21 protein-coding genes are annotated in these 25,411 nt (G+C 41.2%); 7 read left to right on the top strand and 14 right to left on the bottom strand.

Annotated elements, in window-relative coordinates; all coding sequences use genetic code 11:
• Positions 1–10 precede the first annotated feature (10 nt).
• The 8 genes from ftsZ to mraY form a co-directional block, all read right to left on the bottom strand.
• Positions 11–1,306, bottom strand: a complete 1,296-nt coding sequence (gene ftsZ / locus ACDG22_RS01195) for a cell division protein FtsZ (RefSeq protein WP_007571126.1) — start codon at positions 1,304–1,306, stop codon at positions 11–13.
• A gap of 30 nt (positions 1,307–1,336) precedes the next feature.
• On the bottom strand, positions 1,337–2,908 hold the full coding sequence (ftsA, locus tag ACDG22_RS01190) for a cell division protein FtsA (RefSeq protein WP_022125452.1): 1,572 nt from the start codon (positions 2,906–2,908) through the stop codon (positions 1,337–1,339).
• Between the two features lie 3 nt (positions 2,909–2,911).
• A complete protein-coding gene (locus tag ACDG22_RS01185) occupies positions 2,912–3,649 on the bottom strand; it encodes a cell division protein FtsQ/DivIB (protein WP_022125453.1) in 738 nt (245 codons plus the stop codon).
• On the bottom strand, positions 3,646–5,022 hold the full coding sequence (gene murC, locus ACDG22_RS01180; RefSeq protein ID WP_007571121.1) for a UDP-N-acetylmuramate--L-alanine ligase: 1,377 nt from the start codon (positions 5,020–5,022) through the stop codon (positions 3,646–3,648). Before murC ends, ACDG22_RS01185 begins: the two co-directional genes overlap by 4 nt.
• Positions 5,012–6,142 (bottom strand): undecaprenyldiphospho-muramoylpentapeptide beta-N-acetylglucosaminyltransferase, encoded by a 1,131-nt coding sequence (gene murG / locus ACDG22_RS01175; protein ID WP_007571119.1) that lies wholly within the window; start codon positions 6,140–6,142, stop codon positions 5,012–5,014. The genes murC and murG overlap by 11 nt, the downstream gene beginning before the upstream one ends.
• 106 nt (positions 6,143–6,248) lie before the next feature.
• On the bottom strand, positions 6,249–7,544 hold the full coding sequence (locus tag ACDG22_RS01170; protein ID WP_007571118.1) for an FtsW/RodA/SpoVE family cell cycle protein: 1,296 nt from the start codon (positions 7,542–7,544) through the stop codon (positions 6,249–6,251).
• An 18-nt stretch (positions 7,545–7,562) separates the two neighbouring features.
• Positions 7,563–8,897, bottom strand: coding sequence for a UDP-N-acetylmuramoyl-L-alanine--D-glutamate ligase (gene murD / locus ACDG22_RS01165; RefSeq protein ID WP_007571117.1), 1,335 nt, complete (start codon positions 8,895–8,897; stop codon positions 7,563–7,565).
• A gap of 6 nt (positions 8,898–8,903) precedes the next feature.
• On the bottom strand, positions 8,904–10,172 hold the full coding sequence (mraY, locus tag ACDG22_RS01160) for a phospho-N-acetylmuramoyl-pentapeptide-transferase (protein ID WP_007571116.1): 1,269 nt from the start codon (positions 10,170–10,172) through the stop codon (positions 8,904–8,906).
• Positions 10,173–10,413: 241 nt separating this feature from the next.
• Here mraY and ACDG22_RS01155 point away from each other — a divergent pair, with 241 nt between their 5' ends.
• Entirely contained in the window at positions 10,414–11,631 is a 1,218-nt protein-coding gene (locus ACDG22_RS01155; protein ID WP_370858754.1) for a transposase, read from the top strand.
• A gap of 33 nt (positions 11,632–11,664) precedes the next feature.
• On the opposite strand, the gene ACDG22_RS01150 is transcribed toward ACDG22_RS01155, so the two are convergent.
• Genes ACDG22_RS01150 through rsmH form a run of 4 tightly spaced genes read right to left on the bottom strand, consistent with a single transcriptional unit; the run spans position 11,665 to position 16,545 of the window.
• Entirely contained in the window at positions 11,665–13,119 is a 1,455-nt protein-coding gene (locus tag ACDG22_RS01150; protein WP_007569927.1) for a UDP-N-acetylmuramoyl-L-alanyl-D-glutamate--2,6-diaminopimelate ligase, read from the bottom strand.
• Positions 13,120–13,137: 18 nt separating this feature from the next.
• Positions 13,138–15,261, bottom strand: coding sequence for a penicillin-binding protein (locus ACDG22_RS01145; protein ID WP_270668835.1), 2,124 nt, complete (start codon positions 15,259–15,261; stop codon positions 13,138–13,140).
• Positions 15,262–15,265: 4 nt separating this feature from the next.
• Entirely contained in the window at positions 15,266–15,622 is a 357-nt protein-coding gene (locus ACDG22_RS01140; RefSeq protein ID WP_007569922.1) for an FtsL-like putative cell division protein, read from the bottom strand.
• 8 nt (positions 15,623–15,630) lie between these two features.
• Positions 15,631–16,545, bottom strand: coding sequence for a 16S rRNA (cytosine(1402)-N(4))-methyltransferase RsmH (gene rsmH, locus ACDG22_RS01135; protein ID WP_022125457.1), 915 nt, complete (start codon positions 16,543–16,545; stop codon positions 15,631–15,633).
• 466 nt (positions 16,546–17,011) lie between these two features.
• Between rsmH and ACDG22_RS01130 the strand changes: the two genes are divergently transcribed.
• A complete protein-coding gene (locus ACDG22_RS01130; protein ID WP_007569919.1) occupies positions 17,012–17,830 on the top strand; it encodes a 1-acyl-sn-glycerol-3-phosphate acyltransferase in 819 nt (272 codons plus the stop codon).
• Positions 17,831–17,854: 24 nt separating this feature from the next.
• The gene (locus tag ACDG22_RS01125; RefSeq protein WP_270230559.1) at positions 17,855–18,838 is read left to right on the top strand and encodes a GNAT family N-acetyltransferase; all 984 of its coding nucleotides are present in this window, start codon (positions 17,855–17,857) and stop codon (positions 18,836–18,838) included.
• A 104-nt stretch (positions 18,839–18,942) separates the two neighbouring features.
• On the opposite strand, the gene ACDG22_RS01120 is transcribed toward ACDG22_RS01125, so the two are convergent.
• Positions 18,943–20,274 (bottom strand): deoxyguanosinetriphosphate triphosphohydrolase, encoded by a 1,332-nt coding sequence (locus ACDG22_RS01120; RefSeq protein WP_007569913.1) that lies wholly within the window; start codon positions 20,272–20,274, stop codon positions 18,943–18,945.
• Between the two features lie 223 nt (positions 20,275–20,497).
• On the opposite strand from ACDG22_RS01120, the gene dut reads away from it, so the two are divergent.
• The 4 genes from dut to ACDG22_RS01100 are packed head-to-tail and all read left to right on the top strand — an operon-like array spanning position 20,498 to position 24,898.
• Positions 20,498–20,932: a dUTP diphosphatase gene (gene dut, locus ACDG22_RS01115; RefSeq protein ID WP_040312084.1), complete on the top strand. Its 435-nt coding sequence runs from the start codon at positions 20,498–20,500 to the stop codon at positions 20,930–20,932.
• Positions 20,933–20,970: 38 nt separating this feature from the next.
• Positions 20,971–22,764, top strand: a complete 1,794-nt coding sequence (locus tag ACDG22_RS01110; protein ID WP_270230558.1) for a tetratricopeptide repeat protein — start codon at positions 20,971–20,973, stop codon at positions 22,762–22,764.
• A complete protein-coding gene (locus ACDG22_RS01105) occupies positions 22,761–23,597 on the top strand; it encodes a DUF4292 domain-containing protein (protein ID WP_270230557.1) in 837 nt (278 codons plus the stop codon). The genes ACDG22_RS01110 and ACDG22_RS01105 overlap by 4 nt, the downstream gene beginning before the upstream one ends.
• Positions 23,594–24,898, top strand: a complete 1,305-nt coding sequence (locus ACDG22_RS01100) for a murein hydrolase activator EnvC family protein (RefSeq protein ID WP_007569904.1) — start codon at positions 23,594–23,596, stop codon at positions 24,896–24,898. The genes ACDG22_RS01105 and ACDG22_RS01100 overlap by 4 nt, the downstream gene beginning before the upstream one ends.
• 182 nt (positions 24,899–25,080) lie before the next feature.
• On the opposite strand, the gene ACDG22_RS01095 is transcribed toward ACDG22_RS01100, so the two are convergent.
• Complete coding sequence (locus tag ACDG22_RS01095; protein ID WP_007569901.1) at positions 25,081–25,257, bottom strand: DUF4250 domain-containing protein; 177 nt, start codon at positions 25,255–25,257, stop codon at positions 25,081–25,083.
• Positions 25,258–25,411 lie beyond the last annotated feature (154 nt).

Raw genomic sequence — 25,411 nt, 5'->3', positions numbered from 1 at the left:
CGTTTCTTGTTTAGAAAGTAATGGTCATAGAGCCATTCTCGCTATTGTCCAGCTTAGGGGTTGAGCTTTCTTCGGCAACGGCTCTCGACTGGATACTTTCGAGTACAGCTTTTGAACGCTTGTAGGTAGGAGTTGTTTCTACCATGCTGATGATATCATCATTGTCCAGATCTTCTTGTGTGAAGATATAGATTTTGTAGTTTCCTTTCTTCCGGTTGTTTTTATAACTTCCCGGATAGAAATCATCACGGCGTTCGGCCTTCTTTTGTTCTTCTTCCTCTAATTCTTCCTGACGTTTTTGTTCTTCTGCAGAAAGTTTGTTGTTCATTCCCGGCACATCTTTGATGCCAAATCCGGTTGCAAGGATGGTAAACTTCACCTTATCTTCCAGATTGTCGTCGATGTACAATCCCCATTTCGTTTCTACATCTTTGCCGAAGCGGCTCATGAATTCGTGTACCTCATTCATTTCTTCCATCATCAGGTCGCTGTTGCTGCTATATGAGATGTTGAAAAGAACTTTCTTAGAGTTGAAGATATCGTTGTTGTTCAGTAATGGTGAGTGCAGAGCATCAGTAATGGCTTGGGTAACTCTTCCTTCTCCATATCCGTATCCAGTACTCATAATAGCCACACCTCCATCTTTCAATACTGTTTTCACATCATTGAAGTCGAGGTTGATTTTACCACGTATTGTAATGATTTCTGCAATACTTTTGGCTGCAACAGAAAGGGTATCATCTGCTTTTCCGAAGGCATTCATTACGCTCAGGTCGGAATACACATCGCGCAGGCGTTCGTTATTGATAACGAGCAACGCATCGACGTGCTTACTCATTTCTTCTACACCGTCGAGTGCCTGGTCTATCTTTTTATTTCCTTCAAAAAGGAATGGAATGGTAACAATGCCGACAGTAAGGATTCCCATATCCTTGGCAGTCTTAGCAATAATTGGAGCAGCACCCGTTCCGGTTCCTCCTCCCATACCTGCTGTAATAAAAGCCATCTTACAGCCATCATTCAGCATGTTTTTTACGTCTTCCAAACTTTCGTTGGCTGCATCGCGTGCTCGCTCAGGTCGGTTTCCCGCTCCAAGGCCTTCACGTCCCAATTGAAGTTTTATAGGTACAGGCGACTCGTCGAGTGCCTGATTATCTGTATTGCAAACCACGAATGTGACATCGTGGATTCCTTCTCTATACATGTGGTTGACTGCGTTACCGCCACCACCGCCTACACCGATTACTTTAATGATACTCGGTGATCCACTTTGGAAATCGAATGGCATAATTGTTTCGTCAGACATAATTCTTCCTTTTCTTTATGCGGTGAATATTTAATCTTTCATCATCTCGTCTGCTCCGTTTTTTAAAGCGTTTAGCAGTCGCTTAAACGGATTATCCTCTTTAAGTTTTTCTATTTCAGCTATCATGGATGTTATTTCTTCATCCTTTTCCTGCACGTTCAGGCTGCGGGCCTGTTCCAACTTGGCAAGTGCGTCTTTGTATTTCTTGCGATTCATCTGACGGTGTGCTTCAGTAATCAGCGTTTCGCAATCGTGCAGACGTTTCTGAGCCCGTTCTAACTCCTGACGTATCTTAGCTTCTTCCAATTGGCGGATACGTTCTGCCTCGGCTTCTTTGGCTGCTTTTTCTTCAGCTGCTTTACGCTCTGCTTCAGCTTTCAGGCGAGCTTCTTCTTCTTTCTTTTGCAAGTCGTCGATAAAGTCTAACTGATGTCCCTTGCGTGGATCTATCTTACAGCAGTTGTCTTTTCCTGCAGCCAGAAGTCCAATCAATGTATTACAGCTTCCATCTTGCGGAATATTAATGTCCCCTCTCAGTTCGATAGCTCCATTTTGCGCAATTCGTATCTTCTCAATCTTTGTGATATTGAAGAAAGCTTTGTCCAGATTAGGTAACGTGGAGGCTCCTCCTGTCAGTATGACACCGGCCAGCAATTTATCGCTATATTCTGATAGGATAATCTGATTCCATACATTTTCCAGTATTTCCTTGACACGTGCTTCGACGATGTCTTCGAGTTTATGAGCACGGATGCTGCATTTTCCGTCGATGCTGTATTCTTTGCCTAACTCATCTTCATTTTCACTAGGTTCTGTGTAGGCACAAGCATAATGAAGCTTAAGTTGCTCTGCATCTTCTTCTTCTATTTGCAGGCTACAGATATCTTTTGTTATATTGCTGCTTCCCAAAGGTATGACAGCCAGATGGCGAAGCAAGTTGTTTTTATAAACCGATACAGTAGTTGTATCTGCACCAAAATCTACGAGGGCACAGCCAGAACGTTTCTCACTTCCGGTGAGTACAGCGTTGGCCGTTGCCAATGGAGAAAGTAAATATTCGGCAACTTCATATCCGGTTTGGCGGAAACATTGACGTATGTTGCTCTTTAGTGAGTTACGTGCAATAATATTCAGAAAGTTTCCTTCGATGCGGTCTGTCTGAATACCCACCGGTTCTGTAGTAAGCTGGTTGTTTCCCAGTTTATATTCTTGAGGTTCGACAGCTAAAATTTCCTGATCCATCAATGTTATTTCACGGTTGCTTTCCATAATAGCATCGATGAGAGCCTGAGATATTTTAGTTTCTTCTGTCAGTTGCTTTGTTTCTGTATGTCGAATGCTTCTTACCGACTGTCCTCCGATACCCACATACACTTTTTTTATAGATGCATGTAAAGTCTCTTCCAATTGACAGATTACTGCACTGAGGCATTGCGTCGTTTTGTCCAGATTGTATATTGCTCCTTTCTTGATACAATCGGATGAGCGTTCGCTGGCATATGCAAGAACCTGGATGCTTCCGTCAGCATTCTTCTTTCCCGCAATACCTGTTATTTTTGCCGATCCCAGCTCTATTGCTGCTATAAAGTCTGTTGCTGCCATATCTTATTTCTCCTTTTTGGTACAAATAATCTGATTGTTAAATTCAATGCTGATCCGTTCGTATTTGTTCCATCCTACCCGGTTCAGCGCACTTTGGTAGAATGTTCGCAATTTACTGAATTTTTCTTTATAATTTCCAGGTTTCCCTAAAAAGAGTATATGTTCACCTACTCGGGGAACCAATTCCAGTTCTTGTTTGGGAGTTACATTGATTTGCTCAATTTGTGATTCCCAGAATTTGTCCGATTGTAGGAATTTTCCCAACGGGTATAATTCTGTTTGGGCAAACTTGCGGTCTATGAATCCGGTTGCAACAACTACATGAATCGATTTCCCGGCTGCGGTCATTATTTTTCCTGCATTATCTAAATAGTAATTGTTTCCGTTGCTGCTCATGACTCGCATGACAGGAACTCTTTGATAAATGTCAATAGCCACCTTGCCTCCTGATGTAAGATAGCACTCTGCATTTTCGATAAAGGGATGGTTGGAAAGAAATTCCTCCAGCTGGCGCACATTTATGCTTGAGAGTTGCTTGCCCTCAGGGTATATCTTTCCTTTTTTCAGAATCTCTTTGACTTCTTTATCCGTAACAAAGCCGTAATCAATACTATCTTTGACAGTCAATTCCATACCCTTGCAAACCTGATCGGCAGGCTTGCTATTAAATGTGGTAACGGCTAATATTAAATAAGCTGTTGCCAGTAATAATGTGCAGAGTATGAAAATTCGTTTTATCATTTGTCTTTTAATAATTCGTATATCTGTGGTACATAGTTTTCTATATCTCCGGCTCCTAATGTTATAAGAACATCAGTCTTTTTGTGTTTTATGACTTCCAGTAAATTTTCTTTAGAACACATACTTTTTTCGATATCAGGGCGTAGGTTATCATAAATTAATTTGCTGGTTATACCTTCTATCGGTAATTCGCGTGCCGGATAAATATCAAGCAGGATAACTTCGTCGAGAAGTGACAAACTGTCTGCAAAATCTTTATAGAAATCGCGAGTACGTGTATATAGATGAGGCTGGAAAACAGCTGTTATCTTTTTATCAGGATAAAGCATTCGTACAGAAGATATGCTTTGCTTGATTTCTGCCGGATGATGGGCATAGTCACTGATAAACACGATTCGGTCATTTTTCAGCTTGAAGTCAAATCGGCGGTCTACTCCCCGGAAACCAGGCATCGCCTGTTTGATCTCCTCGTTTGTAGCTCCTCCTATTTGTGCTAAGGCCATTGCAGCTATTCCATTTTCGATATTGACGTAGACAGGAACTCCTAATTGTATTCCTTTTATATTACCCAATGGAGAAATGAAGTCGAAATAAATTTCTCCGTTTTCGATCCGGATGTTTTCTGCATGGAAATCCCCCTCTTCTGTGGAATAGGTATATACCGTCACTCCTGGTTGTACAGCTGGGTTGAGATCGATCCCTTTTTTTATGATAAGGTAACCTTCCGGCTGAATTAGAGAGGTATATTTCTGAAAACTTTCTACATATGCTTCGTGAGTACCGTATATATCCAAATGATCTGAGTCTGTTGCAGTGATAACAGTCGCATATGGAGTCAGCCAATGGAATGAACGGTCGAATTCATCGGCTTCGATAACAACAAAGTCGCTTTTATCGGACAGCAACAGATTTGTGTGATAATTCTTTGATATTCCTCCCAGAAAGGCATTACATCCTACATGAGAATGATCCAGCAGATAGGCGGTCATTGTGGAAGTTGTTGTCTTTCCATGGGTACCCGCTACACAGAGTCCTTTTTCTGTACGTGTAAGCATACCCAATACTTGAGCACGTTTTTGTATTTCAAATCCATGCTCACGAAAATAGTTAAGCTCTTTGTGGTCAGCAGGAATTGCAGGAGTATATACAATCAAAGTCGTTTCCGGATTCAGAAAATCATCTGGAATGAGTGAAACGTTTTCTTCATAATGAATAGCTGCTCCTTCTTTAATTAATGTTTCGGTCAGTTCACTTGGTGTACGGTCGTAGCCGCCTACCTTTTTACCTTTTGATAAAAAGTAGCGAACCAGAGCACTCATACCTATACCTCCTGCTCCGATGAAATAAACAGCTTTCAGTGTATTAACGTTCATGTTCTTTTTTATATTTTACAGCTAGCTTATAGACTTCGTTTGCAATGACATTTGCAGAATCCTTAAACGCCAGCTTGGCTATGTTCATACTTAAATTTTTTAATGTGTCCGGCTGCGATACAGTTGCTATTGCCAGGTCGAGGAGCTTTTGTGTAGCTTCTGAGTCTTTAACATATAGAGCTGCCCCTTTGTTGACTAAAGCAAGTGCATTTTTAGTCTGGTGGTCTTCGGCTACATTCGGCGAGGGAACGAGTATGACTGGTTTTTGCAGTAGGCAAAACTCAGAAATCGATCCTGCTCCGGCACGGCTGATAACCAAATCGGCTGCGGTGTATGCTGCTGCCATGTCTGATATGAAATCAGTAGTGTGCAACATCGGAATTTCTCCAGCTTTCGCTACTGTAGCTTTAGCTTCGTTGATGTAAAACTTACCGGTTTGCCAGATAAACTGAACTCCGGAGTTTTTAATCTTTTCCAACCCTTGCATAACACAATTGTTTATTGTGCGTGCACCCAGACTACCTCCGACAATTAATATTGTTTTCTTCTGCGGATCTAATCCAAACGATTGAATTGCTTTTTCACGATCGATGGAACTGTTTAATAACCCTTGCCGTACCGGATTACCGGTAAGGATGATTTTTTCTTTATCAAAAAAACGTTCCATACCTTCATAAGCAACACAAATCTTGCATGCTTTCTTTGCAAGCAGTTTGTTGGTTACTCCTGCATAAGAATTTTGTTCTTGAATCAGCGTCGGGATACCCATCATGCCTGCCATTTTAAGGGTGGGACCACTGGCATATCCGCCAACTCCCACTGCGGCATCTGGTTTGAACTCTTTGATAATTTGACGTGCTTTCAACTGACTGCGAAACAGTTTTATGAGAACACTAAAGTTCTTCAATAAGTTTTTTCTGTCGAATCCGGCAACAGGTAAGCCTATTATTTTATATCCTGCGGCTGGCACACGTTGCATTTCCATACGCCCTTCTGCACCAACAAACAGAATTTCCGTATCGGGATGCTGTTCCTTGATTGCATTGGCTATGGATACTGCTGGAAAGATGTGACCTCCCGTACCTCCTCCGCTGATTATAATCCTCAAATTATCTTTCATAATTTTATATTTTCCTGCAAAGTTAGGAATAAACTTGTAAAAATAATTATTCTGTTTCTATTTTATTTAGCTGCAAAATTACAGGGATAAGAAGCTCTATTCTTTTTTAGATTTCTCCATTTTGCTCTTTATTCTGCGATTCATTTAATGTTTGTTCTTTTGCAAGATTAGCTGCATTTTGCAGCAATGTAACTGCAGCTTCTTGTATTTGTTTTTGCTTTTCTGCTTCTTCCTGCTCTTGTTGTTTCTTCAATTCATTTACGTGACGGCTGATGCTTAATATGATGCCGATGTATGCACAGTTGACCAGCGTGGAAGTACCTCCTTTACTGATTAAAGGGAGAGGTTGTCCGGTTACCGGCATGATGCCGACAGCCACCAGCATGTTAAACATTGCCTGTGTTACAAGAAGTAAACCGATGCCCATGACTAAAAAGGAGTAGTACGACTTGTCGCAGTTTCTCGCAATTTTTCCTATCCTCATTAAAAGCCATATGTACAGAAAGGCAACGATGCCTCCGCCTATCAGTCCCAATTCTTCTATGATGATGGCATAAATGAAATCTGAAAAAGCTTGTGAAAGGAAATCGCGCTGTACACTATTGCCTGGGCCTTTTCCTAGAATGTTACTTGTTGCTATGGCTATATTGGCATGGGCAATCTGTCCGTCCCCGTCGATATCGAATTTCTCAGGAGGAACCGTCGATGTGTCAAAATGGTTATCCAAACGGCTTTGCCAGGTTACCATACGATGTAAACCTATTTTATCCCATGTTTCAGAAGGAACATATTTAATTGTGCATAAAGCAAAGATTAGAGCTCCACCGCATATGCCTACAAGCATAGCCATTTGCCGGAGAGGAACTCGTCCGACATACATCATGAGAAATACGCTTCCACATAACAATACGGCTGTGGAAAGATTCTCGGTAATGATAAGTATGCAGGTTATACCCGTAACCCATAGTATGTATTTAAAAGCTTTTGGATTTGCTTGTTTTTCCTCTTGCATTTTCGACAAGATGAATGCAACAGTTATGATTGTTGCCATTTTTGCTACTTCAGAAGGCTGGAATTGAATAAATCCCAAATCTATCCAGCGTTTTGCTCCATTAGTCAAAGCTCCTATTATAAACACGGCAATCAGTAATAGCCATGATATCGGCAATAGTATAATGAATGTTTTAAACCAGCGGCAAGGAATATTGTGGACGATAAGTACTACAATAGCTCCTACCGCCATTAATATCATGTGCATGGTAATAGGTCTCCAGTGATCACCGCTTTTGTAAGTCAGTGTACTAGAGGCGCTGAATACTTCAATGATAGAAACAAGGCAAAGTAATAGGAAAATAATCCATATTACTTTGTCGCCTTTGAATAAGTTTTTTAGCAAATCCATTTTGTCAGGATAATTTTATTATAAATTTCTCACACATTCTTTAAACTGGTCGCCACGGTCTTCATAACTTTTGAATAAGTCGAAGCTAGCGCAGCATGGACTCAGAAGTACGGTTTCTCCTTTTTTCGCCATACGGTATGCGGCATCTACTGCATCTTTCATGCTTTGTACATCGGCGATAGGCAATCCAAATCCATCAAAGAAGTCATGTAGTTTCTCGTTGTGGAGTCCAAGGAATATTAATCCGGAGCATTTTTCTTTCACCAGATCAGCTATTTCGTTATAGTCATTTCCTTTGTCTTTGCCTCCTAAGATAAGCACTGTCTTAGTTTTCATACTGTTGAGTGCATACCAGCACGAGTTGACATTAGTCGCTTTCGAGTCGTTGATATAATCTACTCCACGTACGCGTGTTACTTTTTCCAGACGGTGTTCAACCCCTTTAAAATCACTCAGTGCTTCGCGGATACATTCTTTTCGGATGCCAGCAATATTGGCTGAAATACCGGCAGCCATTGAGTTGAACAAGTTGTGAGTACCTGTCAGGGCAAGTTCCTCTTGTTCCATGTTAAATTCAATTGGCTTGGTAAAGTAGACTTTATTTTGTTCTACGAAAGCAGCCAGTCCTTCTTCTTTCTTTTCGGCAAACGGATAGTAGTGTCCGTGTATTCCATATTTATGCAATTCTTTTTGGATGACTGGGTCGTCGTTCCAGAAAATGAATGCATCATTGTCTGTCTGGTTCTGGATAATACGGAACTTGGCATCCACATAGTTCTGCATTTTATAATCGTAACGGTCCAGATGGTCGGGGGTGATATTCATCAGGACAGCAATATTAGCATGGAACTTATACATATTGTCCAGTTGGAAACTGCTTAGTTCGATAACATAATAGTCATAATTACATTCTGCAACTTGATAAGCCAGACTTTGTCCGATATTTCCTGCCAGTCCAACGTTTAATCCTGCTTTCTTAAAAATGTGATAAATAAGAGAAGTAGTAGTAGTTTTTCCGTTGCTTCCTGTGATACAAATCATCTTAGCATTGGTGTATCGTCCGGCAAATTCGATTTCTGAAATAATCGGAGTGCCTTGTTCCTTCAGTTTCAAGATCATCGGTGCGTCGTTAGGTATTCCCGGACTCTTGATGACTTCGTCTGCATTCAGGATCAGCTCTTCTGTATGACGCCCTTCCTCCCACTGAATGCCTCGTTCGTTTAACATATTCTTATATTTGTCTTTTATTAAAGACATGTCAGAAACAAATGTATCGAAACCTTGTTTCTGTGCCAGCACGGCTGCTCCCGCACCGCTTTCGCCAGCTCCTAAAATGACAATTCTTTTTGCCATGATCTCTTATCTTATCTTTAAAGTTATAATTGTTATTGCTGCTAATACAATAGTGACAATCCAGAACCGAACAGTAATTTTCGATTCGTGAAAGACACTACTTGGAGATGTTATCAGATACGTACAGTTCGGATCAAGTTGTGATAGTGTAGTACGGAAGTGATCGTGTATAGGAGTACGCTTGAAGATTCGGCGTTTAAGTCCTTTCTTCTTGCCACTCTTGAAATATCTTACTTGAAGAATAACCGATAAGTTTTCTACAAGGAAGATACCGCATAATATAGGAATCAGCAGTTCCTTATGAATGATAATAGCAAATACTGCTATGATACCTCCAATAGTCAAGCTGCCTGTATCGCCCATGAATACTTGTGCCGGGAAAGCATTGTACCAGAGAAAACCTATCAGAGCTCCGATGAAAGCACATATGAAGATAACCAGCTCTTCGCTTCCCGGAATGTACATGATGTTCAGGTAGCTGGCATACTCTATGTGACTGGACACGTAAGCCAGTATTCCCAGCGTAACTCCGATGATAGCTGAGTTTCCTGCGGCCATGCCATCCATACCGTCGTTCAAGTTTGCTCCGTTGGACACAGCGGTTACTACAAAAATAGTAACTAGTACAAAAACAATCCACCCAGCCGACTGTGCACTTTCTCCCATAAAACCTACAAAGTCTGCATAATCCAGGTTGTTGTTCTTAAAGAAAGGGATTGTAGTTTTTGTCGATTTTTCGTCTTGACTTTTGTGTACCACATCAACTACATGTCCGTCTTTCTGGATTTCGACGTTTTCGCGGATTACTACATTAGGACTGAGGTAAAGCGTCAGACCGACAATCAGACCAAGTCCTACCTGTCCGATGATCTTAAACTTTCCGTGAAGTCCTTCTTTGTCTTTGCGGAAGACCTTGATATAGTCGTCGGCAAATCCTAGACTGCCTAGCCATATTGTAGTTATCAGCATCAATATCATGTATATATTGTGCAGCTTACCCAGCAAGAGGCAAGGAATAAGAATGGCGACGATAATGATAATTCCTCCCATTGTAGGAACTCCGATTTTATTTACATTAAACGGGTCAATCGAAGCATCACGCTGCGTTTCCGTAATTTGTTTCCGCTTGAGTAACTTGATAAAATATTCTCCGAATATCGCTGATATCAGCAAAGACAGAATGATAGCCATAAGCGAACGGAACGATACGTATCCGAACATACGTGCTCCGGGAAAATTAAGCTGCTCCAGATAATTAAATAAGTAATATAACATGTTGTACTTGTATCAATACTTCGGTAAATTTTTACCGAAAAATTAAAAGTTAAACAATAAAACCGGCAAAAGTCGGTTCGGAAACACTAAAGAGGTCATTGAAATGTTGTCTAAAACGAATGGTTAAGCATGAAGAAATGTGCTGAAAAAAATGTGCTAACCTGCTGATAATAAAGGTGAAAAAGTATTGCATAATTCGCTGGTTTTTTAGTAAATTAGAAGTCTCTCAACTCTTCTGATTATGACTAAAGAAACACTCCTTATGCAATACCAATCCGAGTGCCTGTCGGCTCTCAAATCAGTAGCGAATATACAAAAACCTTTTGAAAAAACGTTCATGGACACCATGAAATTATTCATGGCCATCCCGGATCGTATAAACTTCCTCCAATTGGGCAGATATGGCTGTTTCTCAGAACAGACTTATCGTAACCTTTTTGAGCATGAAACTTTCGACTGGTTTGCGTTCAACGGCTCTATCATCAGCAAGCATCTCACAGGCAAAAGAAAAGCCATCGCCATCGATCCTTCCTATATTCCCAAATCAGGCAAGAAGACACCTTGGATAGGTTACTTCTGGTCCGGTTGTGCAGGAGAATACAAGCGTGGACTGGAAATCATGGGCACCGGTGTCATTGACATCGACAATCATGAATGCATGACTTTAGGTTCCATTCAGACGCCGGATTGTAAGACCTTGGATAATATGGACAAGAGCCTCGTTGACTGGTACAGCAGCTATCTTATCAGTAGAAAAGACAAGCTACAGAGCCTGTCCAGAACGGTGGTTGCAGACGCATTCTTTTCCAAGGAAACATTCATAACACCTATGTGTGAGAACGATTTCCATGTCATCAGCCGCTTTCGGAATGACGTAATCCTGTACTATCCGACATTGGAGCAGAAAACAGGAAAACGTGGTCATCCCAAGTGGTTTGACGGCAGGATTGACTTTGCCAATCTGGATTTGACCCGGTGCAAGGAATACGAGGTGAACAAAGGAAAGCTATACGGATTGAGGGTATATGCAAAAGCTCTCAAAAGGTATGTTTCCTTAGCCGTCTGGTATCCGATGGACGGGAGGACAGACAAGTGGCAGCTTTACTTCTCTACAGACGATTCCATGGATGGACGTGAGGTGCTGGATTATTACAGAACCAGGTTCCAACTGGAATTTTGCTTTAGAGATGGCAAGCAGCATGCAGGAATCACCAACTGCCAGTCAACCGACTTCAGGAAGTTGGATTTTCACTTCAATGCATCGCTCGCAGCTGTCAACTTGGCCAAAGCGGCATGTAAGAGGCTCGGAATAGCCTATTCCATATCCTCTTGCAAGTCATTCATACACAATGCTTATATGCTTGAACGATTTATTTGCGTGTTCGGGATTAACCCAGACATGCAAGTTATTGACAAACTTTTCAAAGAACTCATTTTATTTACTGCCAGAGCCGCTTAGGCTTGGCGAATTTTTAACGAACTATTACTTGTATTATTCGTTGTCAAAAATCTCTGCTAACACTTCTTTGTCATCAAAATGATGCTTTACTCCTTTGATTTCCTGATAATTTTCGTGTCCTTTTCCTGCTACGAGAATTACGTCACCAGCTTGTGCCAGCATGCAGGCTGTGCGTATAGCTTCTTTACGGTCAGCTATGGAAAGAACTTTGTCCATATCTTCTTTTGTCAGTCCGGCTAGCATATCGTTGATGATATCCTGAGGCTCTTCGAAGCGAGGGTTATCAGATGTGATGATTACACGATCGCTTTGTTTAGCTGCCTCTTGTGCCATGATGGGGCGTTTACCCTTATCCCGGTTACCTCCTGCACCTACTACTGTTATCACTCGTCCTCTTCCTTTCAGAACTTCATGTATGGCGTTCAGTACATTTACCAATGCGTCTGGAGTATGTGCATAATCGACTATTGCTGTATAGCCTTTTTTCGAGCGCAAAGCGTCGAAACGTCCCGCTACTGGACGCAGTGTGCTCAGTATCAGCAGGACATCTTCAGGCTGTTTGCCTAATAAACATGCCGCTCCATATACAGCAAGCAAGTTCGATGCATTGAAACGACCGATGAACTGTACGTTGACTTCACGATTGTTTATATCCATCAGCATACCTTCGAAGCCATCTTCCAGAACCTTTCCCTTGAATTCGCAAAGCGTACGCAAAGAGTAAGTCGCAATTTTCGCTTTTGTATTCTGTACCATTACACTGCCATTCTTGTCGTCAGCATTGGTTAGAGCAAATGCAGTCTTGGGAAGATTGTCGAAAAATGCCTTTTTAGCTTTCAGGTAATTTTCGAATGTCTTGTGATAGTCCAGATGATCGCGTGTGATGTTGGTAAAAATACCTCCAGCAAACTTCAGTCCTCCGATACGCTTCTGTGCGACAGAGTGTGAGCTTACTTCCATGAATGCATATTTACATCCTTCATCAGCCATACGTCCCAGCAGACGGTTTAATGTGATAGGGTCGGGAGTCGTATGGTCGGTCGGGATTGCTTCACCGTCGATATAATTGCAAACGGTAGACAATAATCCTACCTTATATCCGAATTTGCGGAACATATTATATAATAAGGTGGCGATTGTAGTTTTTCCGTTTGTTCCGGTTACTCCTACCAGATCGAGTTTGGAAGTTGGATCTCCATAAAAAGTGGTAGCCAGTTTGCCTACTGCATCTTCGGTATCAGCTACTCTTATGTACGTTACATGTTCATTCAGTGTGTCAGGAAGTGTTTCGCAGACAATTGCAGAGGCTCCTTTTTCAATAGCCTTTTCAATATAAGCGTGTCCGTCTGTCTGAGTTCCTTTAACGGCAACAAACAAATGTCCGGCTTCAACCAAACGTGAGTCCATTTGGATACCTGCTATTTCTTTGTCAACATTACCTTTTATTTCGCAGACGTTGACGGATTCAATGATATTTTCCAGTTTCATGTTTTTATGTTATTTCTGTTACCTTAATGTTAATGTAATTGTTTGTCCTCTATGAATAGTAGATCCGGCAGCTATACTTTGAGCTCTTACTTTGCCTATACCTGTGATACGTACTTTCAGTCCGTAACTTTCCAGCAGATAAACAGCATCTTTTGCGCCCATATTCAGTACATTGGGAACTAGCTTTTTATTCATTTTGGTAGTCTTTAAATCTGCATAGCTGTCTGTGCACGAAGCTTTTCCCCAAAGTGGCTGGGCAGAATAGGGGATGGAACTGCTGTTTCCTGGTACGTTCAGTGCACGCAGTACATATGCCGATTCATTTATATCTCCATTTTTTACGCCCGGAATAAGGACTGCCGTTGAATCTTTGGCATGAGCCAGATCGCGGAACAGGTGTTTGGCATAAATACGTTCGGCAATACGGCTGAACACACTTCCTGCCTGCAATCCTCCGGAAGCTGGTCCGTGAGGAATTTGTATTGAAACAATGCAGCTATATTTGGGAGCTTCTGAGGGGAAATAGCCACAGAAACTAACCAAATAACTTACACCTCCGGATTTATAACCTGCCTTACCTTGAGAGATTTGGGCTGTTCCTGTCTTTCCAGATACGCTGAATTGCTTGCTTCCTGCCGGCTTGGCAAGCCCTTCCGAAACCACTTTCCGCAAAATGGTGCGAATCATGGTAAGTGTCGTATCCGAACAAATTTTAGGATTAACAGTCTCTGTCGGAATTTCTTCTAGTATATCTCCGTCTTTGGCTATCGCTTTTACGAATTTAGGTTTCACCATTACACCATCATTGGCTATAGCATTATAGAAATTCAGGATGTAGATGGGAGGAATCATTGTTTCATAACCGATACTCATCCACGGAAGAGTCGTTTTTGCAAAATAACGCTCTTTCGGTCCGAGTATGCGGGGACTAGCTTCTCCCACGAATCCCAGATTTAGCGGTGTATCGATGCTCATACGTTTCAGGCCGTCGACAAACTTTTGAGGATTATTTTTATAGAACTTGTCTATGATGGTAGATACTCCTACATTCGATGAAACCTCCAAAATTTTCGTTACATCTATTTTACCGTATCCGCCTTTATACCAGTTCCAGTCCTTCATCCAGCTGCCATACATGTTAACTTGTCCGTTTCCGGTATCTACTTCATAATCTGGAGTGATATATTTATCCTCCATCGCCACCATGATAGATGCCGTTTTGAAAGTAGATCCTGGTTCCATCAAGTTGCTGACTGCTGCATTTCGCATTTCATAATAATTCCCATCGTTTCCTCTGGTCATGTTTACGTTGGCCTTTACCTCACCGGTTTTTACCTCCATCAGAACTGCTACACCTGATATGGCTTCAAGGTTCTTCAATTGGTCTACCAATGCTTTCTCTGCGATATCTTGCATATCGACATCGATGGTTGTGATAATATCACATCCGTCAACGGCGGGTTTATCGATAATGTTCAGGTATTTGTTCATGACTTTCTGTCGATGAGTAATACCGTTTTGTCCTTTCAGAATAGAGTCGTATGTCAGTTCCAGTCCGTTCTTAGCTCCTTGTGCTATGTCGGGATACATATCCCCCAATGTACGCATGGCGAGTGAACCGAACGGTTTTTTACGTTGGTTGAACTTTTCTACATGCAGTCCACCTTTGTTCGGGCTTAACTCGAATACAGGCAGTCTTTTCACTTCTTTATATTCGATATAGGAAATACGTTTCGGATAAACCAGGAAGTGACGGCTTTTCGAACGGCGTCCTTTCAGCAAATGTTTGCGAAATTCCTGTGCGCTCTTGTCCGGAAAAATTTCGTGCAGTCCTTGGCTGATTTCTGCCAGATGGTTCATCAGCATAGTGTCTTTTTCCGTTCCGCCAGCGCGAAAGTCCATGTAGATGCGGTATTCAGGCAGACTGCTTGCCATCAGTTTGCCATCAGAAGAAATAATATTTCCTCGTGTTGGAGGAACTATTACGTTTTCTTTTACAAAACGGTCGGCTACATCCTTCCAGTATTGCCGTTCGGCAAACATGATGAATCCCGCCTTGACTATAATCAATATAGCCAACACAAGCATAATCACTACAATAAACGTGTAGCGCAGCATGATATTTTTCAGTCCGGGTATCATTGTATCAATCCTCTTTTTTAATCAGATATGGAGGTGTTGCCGCTGTTTGCAGCGGAGTTCCCTCGGTTGCAATATATTCTTCGATGCGTGACTGACGGCTTCGTTCTGTAAGTTCAGAAGAAATAGTCAGCGCATCATACTTGATGTCTGTCAGTTCCTTTTTCAGCCGGTCGATTTCAATCAGCTCCTGCTGGCTTGAATAGCGGTTGTCGATATACAGGATGGTAAGGAGAACAATCAGAATGAGCAAATTCGCCTGTCGCTTCAGAAAACTGTGGGCCAGAATATCTCCTCCCAGAATACTCTTCAGTGTGATGTGTGAATCGCTTTCTTGTTGTGATGTTGTATTTTGCTGTTCCATGATTTTTACTATTTCTTTTCTGCTATTCGTAATTTTGCACTTCGTGAGCGAGGGTTACGTGCTATTTCTTCATCGCTAGGGACAATAACTTTATTGTTTACTGCCCGGAAAGGTGTTTGCACATTACCGAAAAAATCTTGTTCCACCTTACCCTCTACATTGCCTGTCTTGATCAGGTTCTTTACGATGCGGTCTTCCAGCGAATGGTAGGTAATGATAACAAGTCGGCCTCCCGGTTTTAAAGCTTCAGTTGCGGCATAAAGCATTTCTTTCAAAGCCTCCATTTCTTGGTTCACCTCTATGCGCAGGGCTTGAAATACTTTTGCCAGTTCTTTCTTTTCCCGTTCCTTGCCAAACAACGGTTTTATAATTTCCAGAAAGTCGCCTATAGTTACGATTTGCTTTTGTGCACGTGCCTTTACTAGTACCGAAGCCAGCTTACGGCTGTTTTTCAGTTCTCCGTACAGGTAGAACACATTCGCCAGTCGTTCCTCCTCATAGTTGTTTACGATGTCTGCCGCAGTCATTCCAGCGCGTTTGTTCATTCGCATGTCCAGTTTGCCGTCGAAGCGGAACGAAAAGCCGCGTTCAGAATCATCAAAATGGTGTGATGATACTCCCAGATCGGCAAGAATGGCATCTGCTTCCTCTACACCATAATAGCGCAAGAAGTTGTGTAAGTATCGGAAATTGCTTCGCACAAACGTAAATCGGGAGTCATCGACAATATTTTTTTCGGCATCTTCATCCTGGTCGAAACTATACAGGTGGCTGTTTTTATCCATTCTGCGCAGAATCTCTTTCGAGTGTCCTCCGCCTCCGAAAGTCATGTCTGCATATATTCCGGCAGGGTGTAAATTCATGCCGTCGATACTTTCATTCAGCAGTACCGGTATATGATATGTTTGTTCTGATTCGTTCATTATCATGCTGTCACTTTAATAGGTTTTACACCTTATATATATTGAGGGGGTAAAATTACATATTTCTCAACAATTAGCAGGTATAGTTTTGTGAAAATATTTGAGGAAGTTATCAACAGGTCTGAGAGGTGTTGTGAGAATGTCATCATGTTTTAGAAAAACATCAGCATCTTTTAGGAAAAACTTGCTGAATTTTTTATGAAAAATCGTACAAATAAAGTTGAAATATGTACAATTTTTCACGAAGACGCTAAGGTGTTGTTCTTATGCTATTTACTGCTTCTGTCAGATCTATCTTTATAAGATAGTCTTAAAATATGCACATGAGAATGTGGCTTTGTGCAATTCTGTTACATTTTAATTCATTATACTCTTTTTTTCTTCTTTCAATGTTACATTTTTCCAGTATAGATGAGCAACTTTTCAAAAGATAGATTACTTTTGCAGAGAAATGTGTAAATGAAGAATGGCTAGTGATTCGATTTTTTTAATAGATATTGATAAAATATTAAGGGATAAGGCAGGAAGAAAAGCCAAACGGATTCCTCGTTTTTTCGTATCTTATCTGAAGCATATCGTACATCAGGAAGAGATAAATACATTTCTGAAAAGTGTGACAGACAAGAGCGGAGTTGATTTTCTGGCTGCATGTATGGATTTTCTGGATGCGAAACTGGATGTACATGGCCTGGAAAATTTGCCTGAAGATGGATTGTGTACCTTTGTATCAAATCATCCGCTGGGAGGACAGGATGGAGTTGCATTAGGATATTTGCTGGGAACGCATTATAACGGATGTATCAAATATCTGGTGAATGATTTGCTTATGAATCTGCATGGACTGGCTCCTCTCTGTATTCCGATAAATAAAACCGGTTCGCAGTCGCGCGACTTTCCGAAAATGGTAGAGGAAGGATTTCGTTCGGACAGCCATATAATCATGTTTCCTGCGGGAATATGTTCCCGGCGTCAGCATGGAGTGATAAAGGATCTGGCATGGAAGAAAACATTTATAACTAAAAGCATTGAAACACGTCGTTACGTGGTTCCTATACATTTTGAAGGCCGAAATTCCAATTTCTTTTATAATCTGGCCAATGCTTGTAAGTTTTTTGGAATAAAATTCAATATAGCCATGCTTTATCTGGCAGATGAAATGTTTAAGAACCGTCATAAAACATTCCGTGTAACAATAGGAAAGCCTATACCATGGCATACGTTTGATAAATCTAAATCTCCGGCCGAATGGGCAGAGTATGTCAGAGAGTTGGTATATAAGCTGTAATTTAGGAAGATTTTAACTACATATATGGAAGATATTATTGCACCGATTGACAGAGAGTTATTAAAGTCGGAACTTACCGCCGAAAGACGTTTGAGATCGACAAATAAAAGCCATAACGAAATTTATATCGTGAACTGGAAAAATGCTCCCAATGTACTGAAGGAGATTGGCCGTTTGCGTGAAATAGCTTTTCGTGCTGCCGGAGGAGGAACTGGACAGCCGCTGGATTTGGATGAATATGACTTGATGGAAAATCCATATCAGCAGTTGGTAGTCTGGAATCCGGATGCGGAAGAAATTCTTGGAGGTTATCGTTATATATTGGGCGATGAGGTGGAATTTGACAAACATGGCAAGCCTGTCCTGGCAACAGCACATATGTTCAATTTCTCGGAAAAGTTCTTGAAGGAATATCTTCCTACTACCGTGGAGCTAGGACGTTCGTTTGTAACTTTGGAGTATCAGTCCACTCGTGCCGGCTCAAAGGGTTTGTTTGCGCTTGATAATCTTTGGGATGGTTTGGGTGCGTTGACCGTCATAAAATCGAATGTAAAATATTTCTTCGGTAAAATGACTATGTATCCAAGTTATAATCGTTTCGGCCGCGATATGATTCTCTTCTTCCTGAAGAAGCATTTTTCGGATAAGGATGGCTTGATAACCCCAATGGTACCGTTGGAGATAGAAACCGACCCAGCTATTCTGGAAAAGCTGTTCTGTTATGATACATTTAAGGAGGATTATAAAGTCTTGAATACAGAAGTCCGTAAGTTAGGTTATAATATACCTCCTTTGGTTAATGCGTATATGAGTCTGTCACCTACGATGCGTATGTTTGGTACAGCTATTAACGATGGTTTTGGAGATGTAGAAGAAACCGGTATTCTGATAGCTGTAGATGAAATTCTGGAAGAAAAACGTATACGTCATATTGAATCGTATATTAAGGAGCACCCTGAGACTCTTCAGCTTACTTCTGGAGCTAATCCGATATTGTCAAAAAACTGATAATTCTGAATGCTAAATAAATAAAGCCAGTGATATCTGCTTGTCCCTTCTGGTCGGGAGCAGTTGTCACTGGCTTTGTTTTTCTGCTTCTGATTTGTGTGAAATTAAACAGCCGGTAAACTGTTTCCGTTGATTTTTCTGTAAAGATCGAGGGCATATACATCGGTCATTCCAGAAATGTAATCAAGTACTGCCTGGATTTTTCCATATAATGTAGGAGCATGTACTTCATATTGCTTGGATACACGGTTGATGAGTAGCTTCGAATAAGCTTTGTCTGGGTAGCGTACTGCTTCTATCATCAGGTCTATCAGGGTTGTGATAACCTGATAACCTGCCAGCTCAATGTCCAGTACATCTTTTGAGCAATAGATTTTGGCAAAAGCTGTTTTTGAACAATTCTCATATGCTTGTCTTATGGGTTTGTCCATATGCTTGATGAGGGGTCCCTCGAATGTACCATTCAGTATATCTTCTTCATTGTCTACAAAGACCTGTGTGCATGCCTTTATCAGTACTCCGATGGCAGATGTACGCAAGTAGGCTATTTGTTCGTTTGTGTCGGCCACCAGTTTGCATATCTCATTGATTCGTTTCAATCTGGATTCTGTGAAAAACTGCAGGTATAGTTCTTTTGTTTCCTGAGTAGTCAGAATCTTTAGCTTATGCGCATCTTCAATATCCATCATCTGATAACAAATATCGTCTGCTGCTTCTACCAGATAAACAAGCGGATGGCGTGCATAGCGTATGGGCTCACCATCTTTACTTAATTTGATGATACCTAACTCTTCGGCAATGCGCTTGTAGTCTTCTTCTTCGCTCAGGAAGAAGCCAAATTTTTGCTTTTTGCCGGCAAGTCGTGATGAAAACGGATATTTTACAATAGAAGCAAGAGTAGAATATGTCATGACAAAACCTCCCGGACGCCTTCCTTCGAATTGATGAGTTAGCAGACGGAATGCATTTGCATTGCCTTCGAAATGGGTGAGATCCTCCCACTCAGCCTCCGAAAGCAGGGGTTTGAGGGCAAGTCCTTTCCCTTCTGAAAAATATGTGCCGATAGCTTTTTCACCCGAATGACCGAAAGGTGGGTTTCCTAAGTCGTGTGCAAGGCAGGCTGCCGAAACGATTGCTCCTATTTCTGATAAGTGAGAATCGGATAATTCCGGATGCTTTTGTAATAAGCTGGCTGCTATATCGTTTCCAAGCGATCTCCCTACACAAGAAACCTCCAGACTGTGTGTCAGACGATTGTGTACAAAGATACTCCCTGGAAGGGGAAATACCTGAGTCTTGTTTTGCAGTCGTCGGAAAGGAGCAGAGAAGATAAGGCGATCGTAATCTCGCTGAAATTCGGTTCTATCTTCTTTTCTTATTTCGTGCAGTGCCTCCAGTCCAAAGCGTTTGTTTGATATGAGTTGTTTCCAGTTCATAACCGATTGTGATAGTTTTTGCAAACTTAAAGAAAAAATAAATACAAACAGATGCGTAAGTTTTTTTGTTTTTAGCTTTGAAATGGTTTTGTGTAAATCTCTTGCTTTTTTACAGGCTTTATAGTTATTTGTTTCCTGCTATTCTGAAATATAATAAAAAATGATAAACATAAACTGTAAGTCCTCTGAAATGTTTAACTTCGCAAAATTAAATGATAAAACAATGAAAGTACAGATTATAAATAAATCAAAGCATTCGTTACCTCAGTATGCAACAAGTAGTTCGGCCGGAATGGATTTGCGTGCCAATTTGGATAATCCTATTGTATTGAAACCTTTGCAACGTTGTCTTGTCCCTACTGGACTGTATATCGCTCTTCCTGAAGGTTTTGAAGCACAAATACGTCCGAGGAGCGGACTTGCCTTGAAAAAAGGTATTACTTTACTGAATACTCCGGGTACGATTGATGCTGATTATCGTGGAGAAATAGGTGTAATCGTGATCAATCTTTCTGCTGAAGACTTTATAATAGAAGACGGGGAGCGCATTGCACAGATGGTAATTGCCCGCTATGAACAGGCTGAATGGCAGGAAGTGGAAGTGCTGGAAGATACAGAACGTGGTGCTGGAGGATTTGGGCATACAGGAGTCAAATAGAATGATGTGCGATTCCTTTATTTTTAATAGTCATTGATATGCGAAAAATTATATATATCATATCACTCTGTATGGCGGTAGGATTAGCCGCTTGTGGTACTTCGGGCAAGCAGGCAAAAACAAAAAGCCAGCAGGCCGAATTTGTAAAAGATCCGCTTACTCCTGAACAGCGCAGAAAATTTGATTATTATTTTCTGGAAGCTGTACGCATGAAGCAAAAAGGAGAATACGGTGCGGCTTATGAACTTTATCAGCACTGCCTTTATATTTATCCGACTTCGGGGGCTGCTCTGTATGAAATAGCCCAATTTTATATGTATTTGGGGCAAGAAGAAAAAGGTGAACAGGCTTTGAAGCAGGCTGCCAGTTCGGATGAGTCCAATTTTTGGTATAAGCAGACGCTAGCTTCTTATTACGAACGGAAGCGTAACGTACCTAGAGCGATAACAGTTTATGAAAATATGGCAGACCAGTTCCCTTCTCGCCTGGAACCGCTGATGTCTTTGATTGATTTGTATAATCAGACTAAAAGCTATCAGCAGGTCATTAACACACTGAATCGTTTGGAGGAACTGGATGGAAAGTCAGAACAAATCAGTATGGAAAAATTCCGTATGTATCTGCTGTTGGGTGATCAGGAAAAAGCATTTACGGAAATAGAAAGCTTGTCGAAAGAATATCCTTATGATATGCGCTATCAAACTATTTTGGGGGATGTGTATTTGAATAATGACAAGCCTCAGGAAGCTTTGGGTATTTATCAACGTATATTGAAAGAAGAACCAGGGTATGCTCCTGCTTTGGTATCGATGGCTTCTTATTATCAGAAGACCGGACAGGATAGTTTGTATCGGATGCAGCTTGATACAATTCTGTTGAATGATAATGTGCTGTCGGATACGAAAATGGAAATTATGCGTCAGCTGATTCTTCAGTCGGAACAAGGAACGAAGGACAGTACGCAGATTGTTTCTTTGTTTCAGAATATACTGAGGCGGCCGCAGCAAAATGCCGATCTGGCAATGTTGTGTGCACAGTATTTGCTGACAAAAAAGATGGAGAAAGAGGCCGTTCCGGTATTGCACCAAATATTAAAACTTGATCCGGAAAATAAACCTGCACGTCTTCAGTTGCTGAGTTATGCTATACGTGATAACAATCTGGATGAAGTGATACAGATAGCAAAGCCAGCATTGGAGTATAATCCGGAGTCGCTTGAGTTCTATTATTATCTGGGTATTGCCCATCATCAGAAAGGAGAGGATGATGAGGCTCTGGATGTCTTTACACGAGGGGTGAAACAGATAAACGAAAAGAGCGATAAAGGTATTGCGTCCGATTTCTACGCCATATTGGGTGATTTGTATCATTCCAAGGAAATGCATGCGGAAGCTTATGCAGCCTATGATTCTTCTTTGGTGTACAATCCGGATAATATTGCGACACTGAACAATTATGCTTATTTCCTTTCTGTTGAACGTAAGAATTTGGATAAAGCAGAAGAAATGAGTTATCGCACGGTAAAGGCTGAACCGAATAATGAAACTTATCTTGATACTTATGCGTGGATTCTGTTCGAAAAAGGAAGATATACTGAAGCGCGTATTTATATTGAACAAGCTTTACGTAATAAAGGAGATAAGAGCCGCACGATAGTAGAGCATGCCGGTGATATTTATTATATGTCGGGAGAGAAAGGCAAAGCGTTGGAGTATTGGAAAAAAGCAGACGCAATGGATGAAACTCCTGAAGATGGGTCTACTCCTCCAACGGAAAAGGAAAAGAAACGTTTGAAGCAAAAAATAGCTCAAAAGAAATATATTGCAGAATGATAAAATTGGTTGTAAGATATTTATATGTACTGGTTGCCCTTGTGCTGGTAGCTTCGTGTTCGTCTACCCGAAAGCTGGAAAAGACTCCCATGATTGGAGGACTGACCGGTGAGGCATATATGGAAAAAGTGATTGAACTTTCGCCTTCGTGGAAGACTGTTAGTGGAAAGGTTGCACTGACTTTGAATATGGAGGGGCAGAAAGATGCAAAGGTAAGTGCTACGCTTCGTCTGAAACGCGGAGAGTCTATACAATTGCTTGTAGCTCCGTTATTGGGTATTGAAGTTGCACGTCTGGAAATTACTCCTGGTGGATTGCTGGCTGTCGACCGGTTGAATAAACGGTATGTTAACGTTTCGTTCGAAGCACTTAGTCGCCTGGCGAATACGGACTTGAGTTTTAATATTCTGCAATCGCTGTTCTTGAATGAGTTATTTTTACCGGGAAAAGTGCAGCTGGATGTTTCTGACGCGAAATCTTTCCGTATTTCGTTGGAAAATGGCTATGCCCTGCTGGAAGCGAAACCTTCCAAAGGGCTGTCTTATCGTTTCCGTACTTCTGCCGATCGCGGATTACTGGAGGAGAGTCGCATAGGAGTGTCGAATACGCCTTATGCATTGAATTGGAAATATGATGATTTTACAACGTTGGACAATCGTTTGTTTCCTAATCATATGTTGCTTGCTGTAGAAGGAACAGGAAAAACTCTTTCACTTGATATGAAATTTTCACGCTTGTCGGTTGGTGGAGACTGGGAAGGAAAGACTGAACTTTCATCCCGTTATCAACAAATTGAATTGCAGGAACTGCTAAAGACTTTGTTTAAGCAATGAAACGATTACTTGTGTTGTTGATGGTCTGCCTGCTCTGTGTACAAGGATTTACACAAAGCACGCGTAAGATCCGAGAATTGGAAAAACAGCATGCGGAGTTGCAGAAACAGATTTCTGCATCGGAAACCCTATTGCAGTCGACTAAGAAGGATGTAAAAAGTCAGTTGGATAATTTAGCTTTATTGTCGGGGCAGATTAATGAACGCAAGAAATATATTGAAACAATCGAGCAGGATGTAAAGATTATACAGACAGAAGTCAGTCGTTTACAGGTGGAACTGAAAGCTTTGCAGCGAGAGCTGGCTGATAAGAAGAAAAAGTATGAACAGTCAGTGAAGTATATGTATCAGAATAAGTCGATACAAGAGAAGCTGATGTTTATTTTTTCTGCTGATAATTTAAGCCAGATGTACCGTCGGTTGAGGTATGTTCGTGAATATGCTGATTATCAGCGTTTGCAAGGACTGCAAGTGGAAAGGAAGCAGAAACAGGTTTCAGAAAAACAACAAACGCTGTTGGCTAGCAGAAAGGCGAAGGAAGAGATGCTGAAACAGGGAGAAGCTGAAAGGTTGAAGCTGGAAGAACAGGAAAAGGAACGTAAAACGTTGCTTACTTCTCTGCAAAAGAAACAGCGGAGCATTCAGTCTGAAATTTCGAAGAAGCGTCGTTCTGCAGATCGGTTGAATGCACAGATTGATCGCCTGATTGAAATAGAAATAGAAAACGCGCGTAAAAGAGCTGAAGAAGAAGCACGACGTAAGGCTGAGAAGAAAGCTGGAACGGTCAAGGAAAAGGCTGTGGCTACCGGAGAAAGTAAAGAAGGTGCTAAGTCTAAAACTACTCCGTCGAAAATGGGAGAGTATAAAGTGGATTCAGAAGATCGTCGCATGTCGGGTGTCTTTACGCAAAATAAAGGTCGGCTTCCGATTCCTATTACCGGACCTTATGTGATAGTAGGGCATTTTGGACAGTATCAGGTCAAAGGCCTGCGAAACGTACGTCTGGACAATAAAGGTATTGATATAAAAGGCAAAGATGGCGCACAGGCTCGTGCTATATTCGATGGAGAAGTTTCGGCTGTATTCCAATATAACGGATTGTCGAATGTACTCGTCCGTCATGGTAGCTATATCTCAGTATATTGTAACTTGTCGTCGGTACTGGTGAAAAAAGGCAGTGTATTGAAGGCACGCGATATTATTGGTCAGGTAAATACCGATAAAGACGGCAATACGGTTCTTCATTTCCAGCTTCGCAAAGAAACTGAAAAATTAAATCCGGAACTTTGGTTACATCGTTGATGTGTAGCCAATCGGAAGTTTATAAAAGTCTATTTGGATGTTACCCTGCGTGGCTTAGGTAGTTTCTTTTGTAAAGGGAGATTAGCTCTCGGACTAATGAAGATATATCATGACAGTTAAAGCATGTGGTATTGCTTGAACGAATAAAAACAAAAATTCTGGTGATTGTTCAAAATGAATGATCACCAGAATTTGTTTTGTTCAGGATTGTATTCAAATCCTACAGCTTTTAGCTTGTTTACGATTTCTTCTTTGCTGACCTGCATGTCTTGGCAAAGCGCATCCAGAGAAGGATAGAAATCCCGAAGTTTCATGTTGATGAAGCTAAATAGCATCATCGGGTCTTTAGGTAATTCCATAATGTTTGTTGTTTATTTTATTTGCGGGTGCAAAATTACATGATTTTGCCTTTCATTGTTCCGGTAATTAGCAAGATATAACATACTTCGGTTACTTTTGTGTGGATGCGGGCTCTTAAAACGGAAATAATTGTAAAATAAATACTAAAGTTTT

This window comes from Phocaeicola coprocola (assembly GCF_041333015.1).
Lineage (GTDB): Bacteria > Bacteroidota > Bacteroidia > Bacteroidales > Bacteroidaceae > Phocaeicola > Phocaeicola coprocola.
The sequence above is the reverse complement of the archived record's forward strand: the minus strand, read 5'-3'. Positions and strand labels throughout refer to the sequence as shown.

Excerpts from the sequence above, each read along its gene's own strand:
- ftsZ (WP_007571126.1), bottom strand. The coding sequence starts at position 1,306 with ATGTCTGACGAAACAATTATGCCATTCGATTTCCAAAGTGGATCACCG.
- ftsA (WP_022125452.1), bottom strand. The coding sequence starts at position 2,908 with ATGGCAGCAACAGACTTTATAGCAGCAATAGAGCTGGGATCGGCAAAA.
- ACDG22_RS01185 (WP_022125453.1), bottom strand. The coding sequence starts at position 3,649 with ATGATAAAACGAATTTTCATACTCTGCACATTATTACTGGCAACAGCT.
- murC (WP_007571121.1), bottom strand. The coding sequence starts at position 5,022 with ATGAACGTTAATACACTGAAAGCTGTTTATTTCATCGGAGCAGGAGGT.
- murG (WP_007571119.1), bottom strand. The coding sequence starts at position 6,142 with ATGAAAGATAATTTGAGGATTATAATCAGCGGAGGAGGTACGGGAGGT.
- ACDG22_RS01170 (WP_007571118.1), bottom strand. The coding sequence starts at position 7,544 with ATGGATTTGCTAAAAAACTTATTCAAAGGCGACAAAGTAATATGGATT.
- murD (WP_007571117.1), bottom strand. The coding sequence starts at position 8,897 with ATGGCAAAAAGAATTGTCATTTTAGGAGCTGGCGAAAGCGGTGCGGGA.
- mraY (WP_007571116.1), bottom strand. The coding sequence starts at position 10,172 with ATGTTATATTACTTATTTAATTATCTGGAGCAGCTTAATTTTCCCGGA.
- ACDG22_RS01155 (WP_370858754.1), top strand. The coding sequence starts at position 10,414 with ATGACTAAAGAAACACTCCTTATGCAATACCAATCCGAGTGCCTGTCG.
- ACDG22_RS01150 (WP_007569927.1), bottom strand. The coding sequence starts at position 13,119 with ATGAAACTGGAAAATATCATTGAATCCGTCAACGTCTGCGAAATAAAA.
- ACDG22_RS01145 (WP_270668835.1), bottom strand. The coding sequence starts at position 15,261 with ATGATACCCGGACTGAAAAATATCATGCTGCGCTACACGTTTATTGTA.
- ACDG22_RS01140 (WP_007569922.1), bottom strand. The coding sequence starts at position 15,622 with ATGGAACAGCAAAATACAACATCACAACAAGAAAGCGATTCACACATC.
- rsmH (WP_022125457.1), bottom strand. The coding sequence starts at position 16,545 with ATGAACGAATCAGAACAAACATATCATATACCGGTACTGCTGAATGAA.
- ACDG22_RS01130 (WP_007569919.1), top strand. The coding sequence starts at position 17,012 with ATGGCTAGTGATTCGATTTTTTTAATAGATATTGATAAAATATTAAGG.
- ACDG22_RS01125 (WP_270230559.1), top strand. The coding sequence starts at position 17,855 with ATGGAAGATATTATTGCACCGATTGACAGAGAGTTATTAAAGTCGGAA.
- ACDG22_RS01120 (WP_007569913.1), bottom strand. The coding sequence starts at position 20,274 with ATGAACTGGAAACAACTCATATCAAACAAACGCTTTGGACTGGAGGCA.
- dut (WP_040312084.1), top strand. The coding sequence starts at position 20,498 with ATGAAAGTACAGATTATAAATAAATCAAAGCATTCGTTACCTCAGTAT.
- ACDG22_RS01110 (WP_270230558.1), top strand. The coding sequence starts at position 20,971 with ATGCGAAAAATTATATATATCATATCACTCTGTATGGCGGTAGGATTA.
- ACDG22_RS01105 (WP_270230557.1), top strand. The coding sequence starts at position 22,761 with ATGATAAAATTGGTTGTAAGATATTTATATGTACTGGTTGCCCTTGTG.
- ACDG22_RS01100 (WP_007569904.1), top strand. The coding sequence starts at position 23,594 with ATGAAACGATTACTTGTGTTGTTGATGGTCTGCCTGCTCTGTGTACAA.
- ACDG22_RS01095 (WP_007569901.1), bottom strand. The coding sequence starts at position 25,257 with ATGGAATTACCTAAAGACCCGATGATGCTATTTAGCTTCATCAACATG.